The 19,526-nt window shown below is 49.0% G+C and carries 15 protein-coding genes; 13 read left to right on the plus strand and 2 right to left on the minus strand.

Features of this window, described 5'->3' with window-relative positions:
* Positions 1–283 precede the first annotated feature (283 nt).
* A complete protein-coding gene (locus DW931_RS05925; protein WP_243015349.1) occupies positions 284–1,645 on the plus strand; it encodes a L,D-transpeptidase family protein in 1,362 nt (453 codons plus the stop codon).
* A 433-nt stretch (positions 1,646–2,078) separates the two neighbouring features.
* Here DW931_RS05925 and DW931_RS05930 read toward each other — a convergent pair whose 3' ends face one another.
* Positions 2,079–2,702, minus strand: coding sequence for a hypothetical protein (locus DW931_RS05930; protein ID WP_118482364.1), 624 nt, complete (start codon positions 2,700–2,702; stop codon positions 2,079–2,081).
* Positions 2,703–3,241: 539 nt separating this feature from the next.
* On the opposite strand from DW931_RS05930, the gene pruA reads away from it, so the two are divergent.
* From pruA to DW931_RS05970, 8 genes are all read left to right on the plus strand, one after another.
* Positions 3,242–4,867, plus strand: a complete 1,626-nt coding sequence (gene pruA, locus DW931_RS05935) for an L-glutamate gamma-semialdehyde dehydrogenase (protein ID WP_118482365.1) — start codon at positions 3,242–3,244, stop codon at positions 4,865–4,867.
* Between the two features lie 659 nt (positions 4,868–5,526).
* The gene (locus DW931_RS16460) at positions 5,527–6,915 is read left to right on the plus strand and encodes a dihydrofolate reductase (protein ID WP_347559431.1); all 1,389 of its coding nucleotides are present in this window, start codon (positions 5,527–5,529) and stop codon (positions 6,913–6,915) included.
* Positions 6,916–7,006: 91 nt separating this feature from the next.
* The gene (locus tag DW931_RS05945) at positions 7,007–7,897 is read left to right on the plus strand and encodes a sulfide/dihydroorotate dehydrogenase-like FAD/NAD-binding protein (protein WP_022359686.1); all 891 of its coding nucleotides are present in this window, start codon (positions 7,007–7,009) and stop codon (positions 7,895–7,897) included.
* Positions 7,897–9,294 carry an NADPH-dependent glutamate synthase gene (gltA, locus tag DW931_RS05950; protein ID WP_118482366.1) on the plus strand — a complete coding sequence of 466 codons (1,398 nt, stop codon included), beginning with the start codon at positions 7,897–7,899 and terminating at the stop codon, positions 9,292–9,294. The genes DW931_RS05945 and gltA overlap by 1 nt, the downstream gene beginning before the upstream one ends.
* Positions 9,294–10,661, plus strand: coding sequence for an MATE family efflux transporter (locus tag DW931_RS05955; RefSeq protein WP_118472104.1), 1,368 nt, complete (start codon positions 9,294–9,296; stop codon positions 10,659–10,661). Before gltA ends, DW931_RS05955 begins: the two co-directional genes overlap by 1 nt.
* A gap of 114 nt (positions 10,662–10,775) precedes the next feature.
* Positions 10,776–11,468 (plus strand): hypothetical protein, encoded by a 693-nt coding sequence (locus DW931_RS05960; protein ID WP_022359683.1) that lies wholly within the window; start codon positions 10,776–10,778, stop codon positions 11,466–11,468.
* A 174-nt stretch (positions 11,469–11,642) separates the two neighbouring features.
* On the plus strand, positions 11,643–12,653 hold the full coding sequence (locus DW931_RS05965) for a GGGtGRT protein (protein ID WP_107000346.1): 1,011 nt from the start codon (positions 11,643–11,645) through the stop codon (positions 12,651–12,653).
* A 461-nt stretch (positions 12,654–13,114) separates the two neighbouring features.
* Positions 13,115–13,438: a DUF3870 domain-containing protein gene (locus DW931_RS05970; RefSeq protein WP_022359681.1), complete on the plus strand. Its 324-nt coding sequence runs from the start codon at positions 13,115–13,117 to the stop codon at positions 13,436–13,438.
* 149 nt (positions 13,439–13,587) lie between these two features.
* Here the strand turns inward: DW931_RS05970 and DW931_RS05975 are convergent, their stop codons facing one another.
* A complete protein-coding gene (locus tag DW931_RS05975; protein WP_117796354.1) occupies positions 13,588–14,994 on the minus strand; it encodes an amidophosphoribosyltransferase in 1,407 nt (468 codons plus the stop codon).
* 448 nt (positions 14,995–15,442) lie between these two features.
* On the opposite strand from DW931_RS05975, the gene DW931_RS05980 reads away from it, so the two are divergent.
* The 4 genes from DW931_RS05980 to DW931_RS05995 all read left to right on the plus strand — a co-directional run bounded on the left by DW931_RS05980 (position 15,443) and on the right by DW931_RS05995 (position 19,500).
* A complete protein-coding gene (locus DW931_RS05980; protein WP_118482373.1) occupies positions 15,443–16,393 on the plus strand; it encodes a polysaccharide deacetylase family protein in 951 nt (316 codons plus the stop codon).
* A gap of 71 nt (positions 16,394–16,464) precedes the next feature.
* Complete coding sequence (locus DW931_RS05985) at positions 16,465–17,355, plus strand: S8 family peptidase (RefSeq protein ID WP_022359678.1); 891 nt, start codon at positions 16,465–16,467, stop codon at positions 17,353–17,355.
* A gap of 364 nt (positions 17,356–17,719) precedes the next feature.
* Positions 17,720–18,796, plus strand: a complete 1,077-nt coding sequence (gene recA / locus DW931_RS05990) for a recombinase RecA (protein WP_022359677.1) — start codon at positions 17,720–17,722, stop codon at positions 18,794–18,796.
* A gap of 95 nt (positions 18,797–18,891) precedes the next feature.
* Positions 18,892–19,500: a regulatory protein RecX gene (locus tag DW931_RS05995; protein ID WP_118482367.1), complete on the plus strand. Its 609-nt coding sequence runs from the start codon at positions 18,892–18,894 to the stop codon at positions 19,498–19,500.
* The last annotated feature ends 26 nt before the right edge of the window (positions 19,501–19,526 follow it).

The following is a 19,526-nucleotide window of genomic DNA, read 5'->3' on the forward strand; positions in this document are numbered from 1 at the left end:
TTTTTAAGGACGTTCTGAAAGTTATACTTCCCATTTGCAATGAATACCATCATACTGCAAAATGGAAAAACTGCAATCATGAATATGGAAAAAATGAAAGAAAAAGGAAAGAAAAAAGGAACCGTTAAGAAATTCTTACGAATCGGATCTTTTGACGATCTTTTTTAGAATCGGTCTGGACTTTTTTTCCGACTCTGCTATAATAAGGATTCAGAATCCATATATACAGGCCGCAGCCATATGGCGCGGCAGAGAGGTTTGTGAAAAAATGAAAAATAAAAGTATGAGTATACTTAAAATGACTGGTGCAGCAGCTGCACTGGTGCTGATGTTTGCACAGCCAGTACTGGCAGATGGCAGTTTTGCAAATGGAACAAGTGTAAATGGCGTCGCAGTCGGCGGAATGAGCAATGAGGAAGCGAAGGCAAAGCTGGAGCAGAATTACGGTTCTTATAAATTAACGATTAAAGAACGTGGAGGCAAGACAGAAGAGATCACCGCAGCGGAGATCGGCTATAAAGTAGTGATTACAAATGAGCTGCAGGCAGCGATTGACCAGCAGGCAGCAGGGGTAGCTGGAGCAGGAGCGCTGACGATCGCGATGCCGCTTTCCTGCGATCAGACGATGCTTGCAAACCGCATTGCTTCCTTAAATTGTATGTCAGATAGTGTAGCACCGACGGTAGATGCCCATATATCCGCCTGGGAAGAAGGAAAAGATTTCACGATTGTTCCGGAAGTAAAGGGAGAATCTGTGGATAAGGCAAAGGTACAGACGGCGATCAATGCGGCGATCGCCTCCGGCATGACAGAGATCGATCTGGAAGCATTGGGATGTTACACACCGATCCAGGTGACTTCCGGCGATGCATCCTTAAAAGCACTCTGCGCCCAGATGAACCAGGCTAAAAATGCGACCATCACCTTCCATATCGGTGATGCGACCGAGACACTGTCCGGTACTGAATATGTCAGCTGGTATACAGGCGGCGAGAATGGTGTCATTACGGTAGACCGCGATAAGGCAGCTGCTTACATCAAGGCGCTGGCAGCGAAATACGACACAGCTGGAACTACCCGTACTTTCCATACCACTTCCGGAAAAGAGGTAGCCTTGACAGGCCCTTATGGATGGAAGATTGACCAGACTGCAGAGACAGACAACCTGGTTCTGATGGCGCAGACAGGTATCAATCAGGAACGTGAAGTCCAGTTCTCCCAGCAGGCAGCCAGCCATTCAGACGCAGACTGGGGCAATACCTACGCAGAAGTTGATTTCGGCGCCCAGCATGTATATATGTATGAAAACGGCGCCCTGACTTGGGATGCTCCGTGCGTAACCGGAAACGTATCCAAAAACTACACAACCCCGGAAGGTATTTACAGCCTGACCTACAAGCAGGCCGACCGCGTTCTGCGCGGCGCCAAACGGGCAGACGGCACATATGAATATGAAAGTCACGTAGACTATTGGATGCCATTCAACGGCGGCATCGGTTTCCATGACGCAAGCTGGAGAAGTAAATTCGGCGGAACCATCTACCAGTATTCCGGCAGCCACGGCTGCATCAATCTGCCGGTTGATAAAGCAAAACTTCTCTACGAGAAAGTATACAAGGGAATGCCAGTTCTCTGCCATAACTAAACATTTCTTCTAAGCGCACATTCAGTATTTAGAAGAAAGACATGGGGGACTTTCTTGAATATAGTTAGATAAGAAAGTAGATGGTGGACAAAGTAATTTATCATACGGAACGAAAAAAGATCCTACGCCGTCATCCAGCCGCATTCATGCGCTGGATGACACCAGGATCTTAAATTTTACCAAGTTATCATCCAATAAACAGGAGAAAAAGCCGCCCGGGCAAAAATGAAATTTTCGAGACTGTGGATTTACTTGGCAGATTCGGATTTGATGTTGAAAGAAACCGCAACAAACTTGCTTTGTGAGGATTTCTTTCTGTTTTTAATCAAACCGAAGATGCCTAGAAAATCCCAGTCCTCGAAACCTGATCATTTTTGCCCGGGCGGCTTTTTCTCCGTCCCATCCACGACAATCAAATTATTTAGCTATCTATTTATTTCCCTTCCCCAATAATCAATTCTTCCCCATACGGCAAAGTCTTGATCCAGTCACAGAATGTATGCCACTCCGCCAGCTTATGATCCTTTCTGGCATAATAAATATTAATCAGTGTCTCATAATTAAACGAACAAGTCCGCATCTGATTATAACTGCTCGGCAGCAGCTGGATCATATCATACCAGTCATCCTTATTCTTTGTCTCCAGATAACGCAGGCGGATTTCCTCCAGCTTGGCGACAACTGTTTCCATAAATGCGCGTGTTCCGGCTGTCATGTGGTCGCAGCTGAAATCGTCCATCGAAAACGGTTTGCTGGCGATTTTGTGCATCGTGCTGGTTGAATTGGCGACGGTCGCTACTTTATAAGTATCATATTCTTTCCACCAGTAGAGAGGTGCGGTCACATCGACTGAGACAAATACCTGGCGCAGAAACTTGCGGTGGTCGCTGCCTGCTTTGCGGAGACGTTTCGCAAGGTCGAGATCATTCGGTCCCAGTTTATATTTGCCATTCTCATCATAAAAGCTGTCCATCCGTCCCCAGCTGTTCATCGGATTGCGGGCACCGCGCATGGCATTTTCCAGATTCATGACGCTGGTACGTTCTAATTTAAGCATAATCAAACTCCTTTTTCATATAAGTGAATTATTTTCAGGATAAACTCACTTTTGTGAGTTGTTTCAGGCGGGATCAGTATACCACAAAAACCATGTCCCGTAAACAAAGCATAAAAAAACATACAGAATTACAAGAATCGATAGTTACTGTTCCCGGGTGGGCACTTTTGGAAGCGAAAGTGCCGTAAGAAAACGTGGTGGCAGCAGGAATTTGCCGTATTTAAATGCGAAGCCACGGCAAATTCCGTTACTGGGCACGTATGCGTGAACAGTAAGATCGATAAAAATTACAATCCAAAACAGAATACAGGAAAAAGCAAAGATATTATGCGATATGCACAGAAAAACATAATGAAAATATGTATTTTTAAATATGAAATAGTATTGACACAAAATGAAAAACGTGCTAATATTTAGCCATAGAAATTCATTAATATGAAAAATAACAAGAAAGAGTTAGATTTAATGAAAATAAAGCGAGAAAAGTTTTCATATCATAATCACGAATGAGACAAAATGTCAAAAAGGAGAGATGAACAATGAGCAATGGATATTTCAAAGTAGAGATGCCGAAAAATGAGCCGGTAAAAGCATATCTTCCAGGAAGCCCGGAGAGAGCCAGCTTAAAGAAAGAACTGGAGCGCCAGTCCGCACAGGTTGTTCAGGTTCCGATGATCATCGGTGGTAAGGAAGTTTGGACAGAGAGAAAAACCAAAGCAGTTATGCCGCATGACCATGCTCATGTAATCGCAGAAGCAGCTTCCGGCGGTGAGAAAGAGTTAAAGGATGCAATCGCAGCGGCTCTGGCAGCTAGAAAAGCATGGACCGAGATGCCGATGGAACACCGCGTATCTATCTTTTTAAAAGCAGCTGATTTAATCGCTGGTCCGATGAGAGATAAAGTAAATGCAGCTACCATGTTAGGACAGAGCAAGACCGCATATCAGGCTGAGATTGATACCTGCGAGCTGATTGATTTCCTTCGTTTCAACGTATACTACTTACAGCAGATTTATGACAGACAGCCGAACAACACACCGAATGTTTGGAACCGCATCGAGTACCGTCCACTGGAAGGTTTCGTAACCGCGATTTCCCCATTCAACTTCACATCCATCGGTGCTAACCTTCCGACCGCTCCGGCGATCGCAGGTAACGTAGTTCTCTGGAAACCGGCTACCACAGCAGTTCTTTCCAACTACTATGTAATGCAGGCCCTGATGGCTGCAGGACTTCCGGCAGGTGTTATCAACTTCGTACCGAGCCGTGGTTCTGACATGAGCAAGTACGTATTAAGCGATCCGAATCTGTCAGGATTCCATTTCACAGGTTCTACCGAAGTATTCAGCGGTGTTTACTCCTTAGTAGGCGAGAACATCAAGAAATACAAAACATATCCGCGTCTGGTTGGCGAGACTGGTGGAAAGGACTTCATCTTTGCTCACAATTCCGCAGATGTACCGGGTCTGGTAGCAGCTCTGACAAGAGCATCCTACGAGTATCAGGGACAGAAGTGCTCCGCAGCTTCCCGTGCATTTGTTCCGGCAAGCATCTGGCCGCAGGTTAAAGAGGGTATGCTGGCAGAGATTGAGAAGATTAAAATTGGCGATATAACCGATTTCAGAAACCTGATGGGCGCTGTTATCGATGCATCCGCATTCAAGACCAACAAAGAGTACATCGACTATGCAAAAGCATCCGAGGATGCAGAAGTTATCTGCGGCGGATACGATGATTCCAAGGGATATTTCATATATCCGACCCTGATTGAGGCTAAGAAGCCAGATTTCAAGACTATGGTAGAGGAAATTTTTGGACCGGTTATGACCGTATATGTATATCCGGATGACAAACTGGATGAGACTCTGGCAAGCTGCGATACCGCAACGTCCTATGGTCTGTCCGGAGCAATCTTTGCAGATGACCGAGAAGCTATCGTTAAGATGGAAGATGCACTTAAAGGAACAGCCGGAAACTTCTACATCAACGACAAGCCGACCGGTGCAGTTATCGGCCAGCAGCCGTTCGGTGGTGCAAGAGCATCCGGAACCAACGACAAAGCCGGCAGCGAGATCAACATGTATCGCTGGTTAAGCCCGAGAACCATCAAAGAACTCAGAGTACCGTGCCTGGATGTAACATATCCGTACATGGTTGAGGCATAAGCAGTGCAAAGCAGGGCAGTAAGACAGGAACGTTGTGCTTGCCCATAAGGAACTGTCTTGCTGGACTGATTTATAGGGCGCAGCCCGTCCAGCGAAAAAGCGCAGCTTTTTTGAGCTGGGGCACTGAGCACGCTGAAGCCACTGAGCATGCTGGGGCGCAGCTCTTCCCCATAATTTACTAAATTAAAACCAACCACCCAGAGGATCGGCGCTGATCCGGAATCTGTGTAACGAAACACACGATTTCATATCGGTGCCGATCCTTTTTATAATTTAGAAAATCTGTCCGAGTATCCCAGCCACACCCGCTCAGATATTGTTCCGTTTGTTTGGAATGAAATTGCGGCATTCTGTTATTAAAAATCCCATTATGTTACTGCTCACACATGTGTGCCCAGCAACGGGATTTTGCCGATGCTGCGCATTCCAAATCGGCAAAATCTGCTGCGAGAACTGTATCGTACGGAATTTTCAGTTCAGAAAATTCCTATTTGTGAACAGTTACCCTATTATTCCTTACATTCATCTGATTTGAACCAGTCCTTGTATTTTTCATAAAGATCCAGTAAAATCAAATACGAAATATGGATTTGAGGATTTGTTTTTGTTCAAATTTTCTCGGTTCGATTTTAAATTCAAACAAAAAGGATGAGAAAGCAATGACGGTGATCGATGTATCTGGCTGCGGAAGCGGTGCGGTGTTTTTGATAAAGGGAAAAGCCAATCTCCTGTTCGAGGCGGGGATGGCGTATGCTGCCGATCAGATGGTGGAAAATATAAAAAGAGAACTGGGCGATGCAGAGTTAGACGCGGTTCTTTTATCCCATTCCCATTATGATCATGTAGCGGGGCTTCCGGCGGTGCGGAAAGCATGGCCGGAGGTGAAAACATATGCTTCCGAGCGCGCAAAGGAAATTTTAGTGAAACCGGGCGCTTTGAAGACGATCCGGCGCCTAAGCGGCGAGGCGGCAGAAGCGGCGGGGCTTCCATGGGATTCAGAATATGACGATGCAGATTTACAGATTGATGTAGCGCTGGAGGACGGCGAGACGATCGAACTGGGCGATCATACGATCTACGCGTTTGCGACGATCGGTCACACGAAATGTTCCATGTCTTACCTGATTGACGATGAGTTGATGCTGTGCAGTGAGACGGTAGGCGTCATGGGGCATGATGGGAGTTATATGCCGTCGTTTCTGGTAGACTATAAGGCGGCAGAAGAATCGATCGAGTATTCATCGGAATTGGATGCAAAAGAGATTATTTTAAACCACTATGGCTTTGTCAGTGAAGCGGATAAGGCGACGATCTGGGATGTCCTGATGCAGAAGCTTCGTGACAGCCGTGATGCAATGATTGATATTATGAACCGGTTCCCGGAAGAAGAGACGGCGCTTCGGGAGATGGAGCGCGTGTTTCATTCTCATGTAGATAAGAAAGAACAGCCAGACGAGGCATTCTATATCAATGCGGCGAGCATGATGAAGACACTCAAAAGACAGTTTCCGGAACGGTTTCCGAGACATTTTCAGCTGATTGCGGCAGTGGATCGGAACTGGGGTATCGGCAATAAAGGGCAGATGCTGACGGTGATCCCGGCGGATCAGAAATTATTCCGGCAGGAAACGATGGGAAAAATCATCGTGATGGGCTATAAAACGTTTCTGACTTTCCCGGCTCAGCGACCGCTGGATGGCAGAATCAACCTGATTTTGACAAAAAAGAAGGCTCTGAGCGTAAAGGGGGCAGAGATCTGCCACAGTGTCGAGGAGGCGCTGGTGCGGATTGACGAGCTGAAACAGGAAAAACATCTGACAGATGTAGATGTCGTCATCATCGGCGGCGAGTCGATTTATCGGCAGTTTCTTCCGTTCTGCGACACAGCGCAGATCACCTGGATTGATTTTTCCTATGTGGCAGACACACATATGGTTGATCTGGAGAAAGAAGGCTGGGAACTGGTAAGACGAAGCGGCGAGCAGACATTTTTCAATTTGTGCTATGAATTCAGGGAATATCGGAAGCTGGAAAAGGAATCGCTCTAAGGTTGTCAAAAATAGGACAAAGTGGTAAAATAATTGAGAATTCTGAAAAGTCAAACAATAAAATGTTCATATAACTGTAAGGAGGAATAGAATGTACCCGATTTTAAAAGCTGAAAAACTGGCAGATAAGATTTATCTGATGGTTGTAGAAGCACCGCGTGTAGCGCGTGCATGTGAGCCGGGCGAATTTGTCATCGTCAAGATGGGCGAAGAGGGCGAGAGAATCCCGCTGACTATTTGTGATTTTGATCGTCAGGCAGGAACGATCACGATCGTATTCCAGACCGTGGGAGCTTCTACCGAGAAGATGAGCACCCTCAAGGCTGGGGATGCATTCCATGATTTCGTAGGACCGCTTGGAAATCCGTCCGAGTTTATCCATGAGGATGTAGAAGAGCTGAAAAAGAAGAAATACCTCTTCGTAGCCGGCGGTGTCGGTGCGGCTCCGGTTTATCCGCAGGTAAAATGGATGCATGAGCACGGCATTGATGTAGATGTTATCGTAGGTTCTAAGACCAAAGATCTGCTGATCCTGACCGAGGAGATGGAGAAGGCAGCCGGAAACCTTTACATCACAACCGATGATGGCAGCTTTGGCATTAAAGGTATGGTTACAGGTGTCATCGAGGATTTAGTTGAAAAACAGGGACGCAAGTACGATGTCTGTGTTGCAATCGGACCGATGATCATGATGAAATTTGTCTGCCTGCTGACGAAAAAACTGGAGATTCCGACGATTGTCAGCCTGAACCCGATCATGGTAGATGGAACCGGTATGTGTGGTGCCTGTCGTGTCACCGTAGGCGACCAGGTCAAATTTGCCTGCGTAGACGGACCGGAGTTTGATGGACATCTTGTTAATTTTGACGAGGCGATGGAACGTCAGAGAATTTATAAGACTCAGGAAGGCAGAGCGATGCTGCGCTTGAAAGAGGGCGATACTCATCACGGCGGATGCGGACAGTGCGGAGGTGACAAATAATGGAAGCAAAGAGAGATATGATGAAAAAGGTGCCGGTCAGAGAGCAGGATCCGAAGGTACGTGCGACTAATTTTAAAGAGGTATGTCTCGGCTATAATATGGAAGAAGCAGTTGCGGAGTCTGAGAGATGTCTGAACTGTAAAAATGCAAAATGTATCGCTGGATGCCCGGTTTCCATCAATATTCCGGCGTTTATCCAGGAAGTAAAAGCGGGAAATATTGAGGAGGCAGCGAAAGTCATCGCACTTTCTTCAGCACTTCCGGCAGTCTGTGGACGTGTCTGCCCACAGGAATCCCAGTGTGAGGGACAGTGTGTGCGCGGTATCAAAGGCGAGGCGGTTTCCATTGGTAAACTTGAGCGCTTCGTGGCAGACTGGTCCCGTGAGCATGGTTTTGTACCGGCAGCGCCGGAGAAGACAAACGGAAAGAAAGTAGCAGTCATCGGTTCCGGTCCTGCAGGTCTGACCTGTGCAGGCGATCTGGCAAAACTGGGCTATGAAGTAACCATTTTCGAGGCACTTCATGAGCCGGGCGGAGTATTGACCTACGGCATTCCGGAGTTCCGTCTTCCGAAGAGCGGCGTTGTACAGCCGGAGATCGAGAATGTCCGCAAGCTGGGCGTTAAGATTGAGACAAACGTAGTTATCGGAAAATCTATCACAATCGACGAGCTGATGGATGAAGAAGGTTTCCAGGCAGTCTTCATCGGTTCTGGTGCCGGACTTCCGAAGTTCATGGGTATTCCGGGTGAGAATGCCAACGGCGTATTTTCCGCAAATGAGTACCTGACCAGAAATAACCTGATGAAGGCATTCCGCGATGATTATGACACACCGATCATGGAATCGAAGAAGGTAGTTGTAGTCGGCGGCGGAAACGTAGCGATGGATGCGGCAAGAACGGCTCTGCGTCTCGGTGCAGAAGTTCATATTGTATATAGAAGAAGTGAGAAAGAGCTTCCGGCACGTGTGGAGGAAGTACATCACGCAAAAGAGGAGGGCATCCATTTTGACCTTCTGACCAACCCGGTTGAGATTCTCGAGGATGAGAACGGATGGGTCAAAGGCATCGTATGCCGCCATATGGAGCTTGGCGAGCCGGATGAATCTGGAAGAAGACGTCCGATTGAGGTGGTCGGTTCTGATTTCACGATCGATGCAGATACCGTTATCATGGCGCTGGGTACTTCCCCGAACCCGCTGATTTCCAATACGACCAAAGGTCTGGAGATCAACCGCTGGAGATGTATCGTGGCGGATGAGAGCAATGGAAAGACAACGAAAGAGGGCGTTTACGCCGGAGGCGACGCAGTGACTGGCGCGGCTACGGTTATTCTCGCGATGGAAGCCGGACGAGCAGGTGCAAGAGGCATCGACGAGTATCTTTCTGCAAAATAATGAAATCTCATCATGTAGATTTGCTGAATGAAGCAATCGCCCCGGCACTGACCCGGCTGGCGCTTCCGATCATGGCGACCTCTCTGGTTCAGATGCTTTACAATCTGACTGATATGGCGTGGATCGGACGCCTCGGGGCAGGCGCCGTCACGGCGGTGGGATCGGCAGGTATGTATACCTGGTTTTCACAGGGATTTGCGATTTTGGCGAGGACGGGCGGTCAGGTAAAGACCGCCCATTGTCTTGGTGCGGGAGAAAATGACAGTGCGGCGCAGTATGCGAGAGGTGCGCTGCAGCTGGGGATTTTGTTTGCCGTGCTGTATGGGCTGGTTTCGCTCTTTGGAGCCAGTCGGTTAATTGGATTTTTTAAATTAAACAGCCCGGAGGTGATTGCACAGGCAGAATGGTATGTGCGGATCGCCTGTGGGCTTGTGATCTTTTCTTATCTAAATGCGATCTTGACAGGACTTTTGACGGCGGCGGGAAACAGCCGGACACCGTTTATCGTCAATGTGGCGGGGCTTGTCTTCAATGTTGTGCTGGATCCGGTGCTGATCTTTGGAATCGGACCATTTCCGGAACTGGGAGTCAGCGGAGCAGCGGCTGCGACGGTCACGGCACAGGCGCTCGTAAGCCTCCTGTTTTTCAAGGCAGTCCTGCGGGAAAAGGTGCTGTTTCCGCATCTGCGTCTCTGGGTGCTGGTTCCAGTGAAGGTTTGGAGGGAGATCGTGCGGATCGGTGTGCCGTCGGCGGTGCAGAACTTGATTTACGCAGGAATTTCGATGATTCTGACCCGCCTTATCACCGGATGGGGGGATCTGGCAGTGGCGGCACAGCGTGTTGGCAGTCAGATTGAATCCGTTTCCTGGATGGTCGGAGATGGCTTTTCGGCGGCAGTCAATGCATTCCTCGGACAGAATTATGGGGCGAAGCGGTATGACCGTGTGCGCCGCGGCTATTTCTGTGCGATCGCGATGACGGCGGCGTGGGGACTCTGCACGACATTTTTGCTGATCGGAATGGCGCGTCCGCTGTTCTCGATCTTTTTGCAGGAAGAAGAGGTCATGGCGATCGGCGTCAATTACCTGCGGATCGTGGGACTGAGCCAGATGTTTATGATGGTGGAACAGACCTCGATCGGTGCGTTTTCCGGTCTGGGGCGAACGCTGTATCCGTCGATCGTCAGCGTGACTTTTACCTCCGCGCGCATCCCAGTGGCGGTGTTGTTGTCCTCGGTGATGGGACTTAGCGGTATTTGGTGGGCGTTAAGTATTTCCAGCATGGTAAAGGGATGTATTCTGTTCGTTAGTTTTGTCCTGTTTTTGTATGTTTTTTTGGAGAGAAAGAAAGATGAGAAAACCGTCTGAAAAGTTACAAAAAACCTATGGACGAATTGAGAATTTCGTGAGATAATAGGGACAGGATTGATGTGATAAAATTAACAAAGTACAAAATCCAATCATTTCGAAAGGAGTCTTACAATGATTTATTCACAAGAAGTAGAAAATATGTGTCCAGTAGCCCAGGGCGTAAATCACGGCGCTGCTCCGATCCCGGAGGAGGCAAAGTGGGTTAAGTCCAAAGAAGTAAAGGATATTTCCGGTTTAACACACGGTGTTGGCTGGTGTGCGCCGCAGCAGGGTGCTTGTAAGCTGACCCTGAATGTTAAGGAAGGTATCATTCAGGAGGCTCTGGTAGAGACGATCGGATGTTCTGGTATGACCCATTCTGCAGCGATGGCAGCAGAGATTCTTCCGGGAAGAACCGTACTGGAAGCATTAAATACAGACCTTGTCTGTGATGCAATCAACACCGCCATGCGTGAGCTGTTCCTCCAGATCGCATATGGCAGAACGCAGAGTGCGTTTTCTGAAGAGGGGCTTCCGATTGGTGCCGGCCTTGAAGACCTTGGAAAAGGACTCCGCTCTCAGGTAGGTACGATGTACGGAACTCTGAAAAAAGGTCCGCGTTACCTTGAGATGGCAGAAGGCTATGTAACAGGAATTGCACTGGATGAAGAAGATCAGATCATTGGTTACCAGTTTGTAAACTTAGGTAAGATGACCGACTTCATCAAGAAGGGCGACGATCCGACCACTGCATATGAGAAGGCAAAAGGTCAGTACGGCCGTGTAGACGATGCAGTTAAGATTATCGATCCGAGACAGGAATAATTGTTATTGTACATAGATAGGAATTTTCTGAACTGAAAATTCCGTACGATACATTTCTGACATCGGAGTTTGCCGATTTGGAATGCGAAGCATCGGCAAAATTGCGTTGCTGGGCACGTATGCGTGAACAGTAACAAATAATCACAGGGTACATAGTTAAGGAGGAACATCACAATGGCATTATTTGAATCATACGAGAGACGAATTGACAAGATCAATTCCGTATTAAATAGCTATGGCATTGCTTCGATCGAAGAAGCTGAGAAGATCACGAAGGATGCCGGACTGGATGTATACGATCAGGTAAAGAAGATCCAGCCAATCTGTTTTGAAAATGCGTGCTGGGCTTACACGGTAGGCGCGGCAATCGCAATCAAGAAAGGCTGCCGCAGAGCTGCCGATGCGGCGGCAGCGATCGGCGAGGGACTGCAGGCATTCTGTATTCCGGGTTCCGTAGCAGATCAGCGTAAAGTAGGTCTGGGACATGGAAACTTAGGTAAGATGCTTCTGGAAGAAGAGACCGACTGCTTCTGCTTCCTGGCAGGTCATGAGTCCTTTGCAGCCGCAGAGGGTGCGATCGGTATCGCAGAGAAAGCAAACAAAGTCCGTAAAAAACCGCTTCGCGTTATCTTAAACGGTCTTGGCAAAGATGCGGCTCAGATCATTTCCCGTATCAACGGCTTTACATATGTAGAGACAGAGATGGATTATTACACAGGCGAAGTGAAAGAACTGTGGAGAAAATCTTACTCCAAGGGACTTCGTGCGAAAGTAAACTGTTATGGTGCAAATGACGTTACCGAGGGTGTAGCGATCATGTGGAAAGAGGGCGTAGACGTTTCCATCACCGGTAACTCCACCAACCCGACCCGTTTCCAGCATCCGGTAGCAGGTACATATAAGAAGGAATGCGTAGAGAAAGGCAAGAAATACTTCTCCGTAGCATCCGGCGGCGGTACGGGACGTACCCTTCACCCGGATAACATGGCAGCAGGTCCGGCTTCTTACGGTATGACTGATACCATGGGACGTATGCACTCCGATGCACAGTTCGCAGGATCTTCCTCCGTACCGGCTCACGTAGAGATGATGGGTCTGATCGGTATGGGTAATAACCCGATGGTTGGCGCTACTGTGGCGGTTGCAGTTTCGATTGAGGAAGCAGCTACAGCTGGAAAATTCTAAAAAATATTGATTTTTCAAGGGTTTTAAGGGTGGTTAGATGTGGTAAAAAGCAGTAAAAAGTACATCATTTGTTAATTACTTGTTAACTATTTGTTAACCATACTTGTTAACCTAAGAAGAGTGGGAAAAGGGGTCGATTTCGATCCCTTTTCTCGTGAGAGCGTTTGGTTCCTTTTATGATGTATTGTAATCCTAGTTACTGTTCACGGGTAGGCACTTTTGGAACCGAAAGTGCCGTAAGAAAACGTGGTGGCAGCAGGAATTTGCCGTATTTAAATGCGAAGCCACGGCAAATTCCGTTACTGGGCACGTATGCGTGAACAGTAACTAATCCTACATATTTTATATGATTCCGAGGAAGCGTAGCTTGTACCTTTCCTAAGAACATGGTATCATAAAACCAGTATATGGATGAAACTGCTTTTATCAGGGCAGTTTCGAAGAAAAGGGGAAACGATATAATGTATAAGGATGATACGATTCTGGTTGTAGGTCAGGCGAAACCGAGCAAGGAGGACGCGATTTACAGCCTGCACGGCGAGTTTTATGTGAGTTTTGTAGTAGAACGGGCGACGGGAAAGATTCTTGATCTGGAGTGCAATACGATTTTGTCGGTGACGCGCAATTTTGTTGTGTCGATGCTGCTTGGAAAGAGTTTGAAAACGGATTTGGACGAGATGCAGCAGAGTATCCGGGAAAGGTATTTTGCACTGACTCAGAAGCCGCTCATTGCCTGTCTGAAGGACGCACATAACCGTTATATGATGGTGACAGGGCAGAAGTGATGTGGGTATTGGCGGTGTGCTTGTATAAACTATAAAGGCACGGTGCTGATAAAACGATTGGCAGAGAATTAACAGAATAAAGATGGCAGCTCATCAGCAGAAATTGATGGGCTGCCATTTTGGTTATCATAGAAACGTATTCTACAACATTATTCTTTTCCGTTCCAGCAATACGTACACAGCTTGCACGGTTCCAGACCAATCGACTCGATTAAATCGTCGAGGCGGTGGAACTGCAGGGAGGTAAAGTTTAAGCGTTTACGGATTTCTTCGACCATTTCCTTATAATTCTGGCTGTCTGGGTTTGCATAATCATCCAGAAGCTCCGGGGAAACATTGTCGCCCTCACGGTCGCGGATGATGCGGCGTGTGATGAGGTCCAGCTCGGAATTGGAGCGGGAGAAGTTCAGATATTTACATCCAAACAGCAGCGGCGGACAAGCCGGACGGATATGTACTGCTTTGGCACCGCTCTGATACAGAAATTCGGTTGTTTCGCCGAGCTGGGTGCCGCGGACGATGGAATCGTCGATTAAGAGCAGACTCTTGTCGCGGATCAGGGCGTCTACCGGGATCAGCTTCATACGTGCGATCAGGTTTCTCTGGCTCTGGGTGGTCGGCATGAAGGAACGCGGCCAGGTTGGGGTATATTTAATGAATGGACGGGCAAATGGAATGCCGGATTCATTGGCGTAGCCGACTGCATGCGCGATACCGGAATCGGGGATTCCGGCTACCAGATCGGCGTCGGACTGATCGCGTTTGGCAAGCATACGACCGCAGTGGTACCGCATTTCCTCGACGTTGATTCCTTCGTAGCAGGAGGTCGGATAACCGTAGTAAACCCACAAGAAAGAACAGATTTTCATTTCCTTGCGAGCCGGGCTGAGTACCTCTACGCCGTCGGCGTTCATGCGGACGATCTCGCCCGGTCCCAGTTCTTTGTAGTCCGTGTATCCAAGGTTGATGTATGCAAAGCTTTCAAAGGAAACACAGAACGCACCATCTTTGCGTCCGATGATCGCCGGGGTACGTCCGAGGCGGTCACGGGAGATATAGATGCCCTCCGGGGTCAGCAGGAGAATGGTCATGGAACCCTTGATTTTTTCCTGTGCCAGTTTCAGACCTTCAACAAGGGAATCTGCCTGACTGATGATGGCGCCGACCAGCTCGGTTGCATTGATCTTGCCGCCGCTCATTTCCATGAAATGAATATGCCCGTTCTTAAATGCTTCCTGAATCAGCTCTTTTTCATTATTGATCTTGCCGACTGTGGTAATGGCATAGCTTCCTAAGTGCGACTGAATTAACAGAGGCTGCGGTTCCATATCTGAGATACAGCCGATGCCCATGTTACCCTGCATTTCATCGACATCGTGCTCAAATTTTGTACGGAACGGGGAATTCTCGATATTGTGGATAGAACGGCTGAAACCGTTTTCTCCATAAACCGCCATACCACCGCGTCGTGTTCCCAGATGGGAATGATAGTCCGTACCAAAAAAAAGATCCAGTGTACAGTTTGTTTTTGATGTGACACCAAAAAATCCGCCCATTTGTTACTTCCTTTCAACTCTTTTGTCAATAAACTCCATGTGTTACGTTGCACGCGTTGTGATGCGTAACGACATCATTTTTATCATAGCATATATTAGGTGTATTACACAATATGAAATATTTATTAAAAATACTTATGAATATTCTTTGGAGCTGTTTACAGGCAGGCACATTTGGGATCGAAAGCGTCATAAGAGAACGTGGAGGTAGCAGGAATTTGCCGTATTTAAATGCGAAACCACGTCAAATTCCGTTACCGGGCACGTATGCGTGAACACTAACCTTGTCAGAAAAATGTAAGAAGTAAAATGGGACGAAGTGTTCTTAATAAAGGAAGAGTGTGATATAATAAAACCATTGTACGTGAGTATGTCACATGGTCGGCTGTTCCGGATTGCATCGGAATGGCAGAAGAAAAAGAAAACAATTTGGAGGGTTTGGAGCGGTATGAGAAAAACATGGAAAATGAGAGCAGTAGCACTGTTACTTACGGCGGTCTGTACGGTAGGGGCGTCGTTTGCGGCGTATGCGGATGATGTGCCGTCCGGACCGGCATCGGATATGGAGCTGATTCAGAGGCGGGAGCAGGCGTCCGGTTCCCAGAATGAGGCGGGGGATGCACAGACGGCTGCTGGCAGCGAGAATCATGCTGGCGCAGCGGAAGGACAGCAGACAACAGAGAACCAGGAGACAGGAAATAACGGACAGACTGCTTCTGAGACACAGGGAACGGAGCAGGGGGACAGCCAGGTTCCGGATGGAATGGTAGCCAGCGGCGGTCGTTATATCGATCCGAATGCACCGATGGTGGCACTGACCTTTGATGATGGTCCGTATGCCCCGGTTGGAAACCGCATCATGGATTGCGCGGAACAGTACGGCGGCCGTGTGACCTTTTATGTGGTCGGAAACCGTGTGAATTCCTATAAGAGTGAGATTCAGCGGATGTATGCCAATGGGCATGAGATTGGAAATCACACGCAGGATCACAAGTATCTCCAGAAGTTAGGCCCACAGGAGATTCGTCAGCAGGTGGAGGCCTGCAATCAGGCGGTTGCCGCGATCACAGGCGAGGCACCGAAAACAGTCCGTCTTCCGGGCGGTGGAAAAAACAGCACTGTGCTTGCCAATATCAGCCAGCCGATCGTACTCTGGGATGTGGATACGCTGGACTGGAAGACGCGCAATGCGGCTTCATCGGTGCAGACCGTGTTAAACCAGGTAAAAGATGGCTCGGTGGTTCTGATGCATGAGCTTTACAATGCTTCCGGTGATGCGGCAGTCACGATCATTCCGGCGCTTGTGGAGCGTGGCTATCAGCTGGTGACGGTCAGTGAGCTGGCGCAGTTCCGCGGTGGACTGGCAGGCGGAACCGTCTATTACAGCTTCCACAAATAAGAGGCTGCATTCACATACGGCGAAAGCCCCCATATTCTAACAGTAAGGGAAGAATATGGGGGCTTTTTCCTGTGAACCGGGCGAGAGAATGGATTCATTGCAATGAGGCGTACAGACGAGGACTGACAGGAAAAGGCGTCGGGGTGGCGATCCTGGACACAGGGGTATTTCTGCATCCGGATTTGGAAAATTGCGTTTACGGATTTCGGGATTTCCTTAAGAAAAAGCAGCAGCCGTATGATGACAATGGGCATGGAACGCATGTGGCAGGGATGATTGCCGGCAGCGGCACGGCGTCGGCGGGACGCTATCAGGGTGTGGCGCCGGGGGCGCAGCTGGTCTGCCTGAAAGTGCTGGATCAGAGGGGAAATGGGTATGTATCGGATGTGCTGGCAGGGCTTCGCTGGGTGCGCCAGAATGGCAGCCAGTACGGGATCCGGATTATCAATATATCGGTTGGCTCCTTTACACCGAAGGGAATGAGCGAGGATTCGGCGCTGGTGCGCGGTGTCGATGCGGCGTGGGATGCCGGGTATGTGGTCGTGGTGGCAGCGGGAAATAATGGTCCAGCCGCGCACACGATCACAACGCCGGGGATCAGCCGGAAGGTCATCACGGTGGGATGTGCGGATGATGACCGGGAGGTAGAGGTGGCAGGCAGCCGGATGGTGGACTATTCGGGGCGGGGGCCGACGGACGCCTGCATCTGCAAGCCGGACATTGTGGCGCCTGGATCACGGATTGTGAGCTGTAACCTGCGGCGGAACGGGTACCGTTTTAAAAGCGGGACGTCCATGTCTACGCCGCTTGTCGCGGGGGCGGCGGCGCTTCTGCTGGAGCAGAACCCGGACATGACGAACCGGGATGTGAAGCTTCGCTTTAAAGAGCGGGCAGTGGATCTGGGGCTGCCGCGCAACCAGCAGGGCTGGGGGGCGCTGGATATCGGGCGGCTGTTAGAGTAGAAGCGGGGCGGTGCCAGATGACGTGTACAGGCAGGCATTTTTGCAACGGAAGGTTTTGTGTGAACAGTAATGGTGGCAGCGTAACTGTTCACAGGTAGGAATTTCCTGAACTGAAAATTCCGTACGACACAGTTCGGGTAGCAGCTTTTCTCGGCAAAATAATAGACAGAACCAGCCGGAAAATGATATAATTGTAGATACTTTGAATCGCAGAATCAGGTTATAGATCCGGCAGCATCCTGCAGTGCGTCCGGGGGAAAACCAAAAGAAAACAGTTGACATTTACAGCCGGATCCGCTATGATAGAGCTAAGTTTAGAACGTTTGTTCGTGATTGGCCGCGGAGCGGCGCTTTGGAGGGAAAGATGAATAAAGAAGACAAGCTGAAAGCATTGGATGCTGCGTTGACACAGATTGAGAAAGCATACGGAAAAGGCTCGGTGATGAAGCTGGGTGATTCTGGTGCGAATATGAATATAGAGACGATTCCGACCGGCTCCCTGAGCCTGGATATTGCACTGGGACTGGGCGGTGTTCCGAAGGGACGAATCATCGAGGTATACGGACCGGAGTCCAGTGGTAAGACGACGGTTGCCCTGCATATGGTGGCAGAAGTACAGAAGAGAGGCGGTATCGCTGGATTTATCGATGCAGAGCATGCACTCGATCCGGCATATGCGAAGAAGATCGGTGTTGATATCGATAATCTGTATATCTCCCAGCCGGACAACGGCGAGCAGGCGCTTGAGATTACCGAGACGATGGTGCGCTCCGGTGCGATCGATATCGTGATTGTGGACTCGGTTGCCGCACTGGTTCCGAAGGCAGAGATTGACGGTGAGATGGGTGATTCCCACGTAGGTCTGCAGGCACGTCTGATGTCGCAGGCACTCAGAAAGCTGACCGCAGCAATCAGCCGTTCAAATTGTATCGTTATCTTTATCAACCAGCTGCGTGAGAAGGTTGGTATCATGTTCGGAAACCCGGAGGTTACGACCGGTGGACGGGCACTCAAGTTCTATTCTTCTGTCCGCATGGATGTCCGCCGGATTGAGTCTCTGAAGCAGGGCGGCGAAGTGATTGGAAACCGTGTCCGCATCAAGGTTGTGAAGAACAAGATTGCTCCGCCATTCCGTGAGGCAGAGTTTGATATCATGTTCGGAAAAGGTATTTCCCGTGAGGGCGATATCCTGGATCTGGCGGCGAAGGAGAACATCGTGGAGAAGAGCGGCGCCTGGTATGCTTATGAGGGCAGCAAGATCGGTCAGGGACGCGAGAACGCGAAGAATTTCCTGGCAGCAAATCCGGAAATCTGCCTTGAGATTGAGAACAAGGTACGTGTCAAATACGGACTTTCCGAAGACACGATGATGCCGGAGGCGTCCAAGGAAGCACCGACGGAGCTTCCGCCGGTAGGAGTGGACGCAGAGGACGAAAAATAGAGTAAAATCCTGTTACAGGGCACATATGTGTGAACAGTAACAGGAAAAGTTACAGCTGGCAGCGTGTGAACTGTAGCTATGAAAAGGGGCTGTATATGCGGATTGAACGCGTAGAATCCCTGGATAAGAGAAAGTGCAAAGTTTTCACGGATGAGGACTTTGCCTTTCTTTTATATAATGGGGAATTAGAAAAATACGGTGTCTGTGAGGGCGCGGTTTTGGAAGAAAGAACGGAGAGGGAGCTTTTGGATCTTTTAAGCCGCCGGGCACATGAGCGGGCGCTGAATCTTTTGAAGGTGCAGGACCGGACGGAAGGAGAAATGTGCCGCCGCCTTTTCCAGGACGGGTATCCGGATTCGATCGTGCAGGAGACGATTGGATTTTTGCAGGAATATCATTTTGTGGACGATGCCAGATATGCGGCGAATTACCTGCAGGTTCATGGAACGCGGAAAAGCCAGGCGGAATTGAAGCTTTACCTGCAGCGAAAAGGCATATCGCGCGAGATCATCCGGGAGCAGCTGGAAGAGACAGAACATGATTCGGGCGAGGCAATCCGCGTTTTGCTTGAGAAGAAGCATTACAAGGCGGGAGAGACAGCGCCGGAGGAGGAAAAAAAGATCATTGCCTATCTGATGAGGCGGGGATTTTCATGGGAAGATATCCGGAGAGAGATGAAGGAGCGGGAGGATGCATTTAGTTGACTTTCAGGCGCAGAGTCATTTACCAA

The sequence above is a fragment of the Clostridium sp. AM43-3BH genome (assembly GCF_003479985.1).
Taxonomy (GTDB): Bacteria; Bacillota; Clostridia; order Lachnospirales; family Lachnospiraceae; genus Otoolea; species Otoolea fessa.

What these genes read in the sequence shown, in the direction of transcription:
- DW931_RS05925 (WP_243015349.1), top strand. Translation starts at nt 284, where the DNA reads ATGAGTATACTTAAAATGACTGGTGCAGCAGCTGCACTGGTGCTGATG.
- DW931_RS05945 (WP_022359686.1), top strand. Translation starts at nt 7,007, where the DNA reads ATGTACCCGATTTTAAAAGCTGAAAAACTGGCAGATAAGATTTATCTG.
- recA (WP_022359677.1), top strand. Translation starts at nt 17,720, where the DNA reads ATGAATAAAGAAGACAAGCTGAAAGCATTGGATGCTGCGTTGACACAG.
- DW931_RS05995 (WP_118482367.1), top strand. Translation starts at nt 18,892, where the DNA reads ATGCGGATTGAACGCGTAGAATCCCTGGATAAGAGAAAGTGCAAAGTT.
- DW931_RS05970 (WP_022359681.1), top strand. Translation starts at nt 13,115, where the DNA reads ATGTATAAGGATGATACGATTCTGGTTGTAGGTCAGGCGAAACCGAGC.
- gltA (WP_118482366.1), top strand. Translation starts at nt 7,897, where the DNA reads ATGGAAGCAAAGAGAGATATGATGAAAAAGGTGCCGGTCAGAGAGCAG.
- pruA (WP_118482365.1), top strand. Translation starts at nt 3,242, where the DNA reads ATGAGCAATGGATATTTCAAAGTAGAGATGCCGAAAAATGAGCCGGTA.
- DW931_RS16460 (WP_347559431.1), top strand. Translation starts at nt 5,527, where the DNA reads ATGACGGTGATCGATGTATCTGGCTGCGGAAGCGGTGCGGTGTTTTTG.
- DW931_RS05975 (WP_117796354.1), bottom strand. Translation starts at nt 14,994, where the DNA reads ATGGGCGGATTTTTTGGTGTCACATCAAAAACAAACTGTACACTGGAT.
- DW931_RS05965 (WP_107000346.1), top strand. Translation starts at nt 11,643, where the DNA reads ATGGCATTATTTGAATCATACGAGAGACGAATTGACAAGATCAATTCC.
- DW931_RS05980 (WP_118482373.1), top strand. Translation starts at nt 15,443, where the DNA reads ATGAGAAAAACATGGAAAATGAGAGCAGTAGCACTGTTACTTACGGCG.
- DW931_RS05955 (WP_118472104.1), top strand. Translation starts at nt 9,294, where the DNA reads ATGAAATCTCATCATGTAGATTTGCTGAATGAAGCAATCGCCCCGGCA.
- DW931_RS05960 (WP_022359683.1), top strand. Translation starts at nt 10,776, where the DNA reads ATGATTTATTCACAAGAAGTAGAAAATATGTGTCCAGTAGCCCAGGGC.
- DW931_RS05930 (WP_118482364.1), bottom strand. Translation starts at nt 2,702, where the DNA reads ATGCTTAAATTAGAACGTACCAGCGTCATGAATCTGGAAAATGCCATG.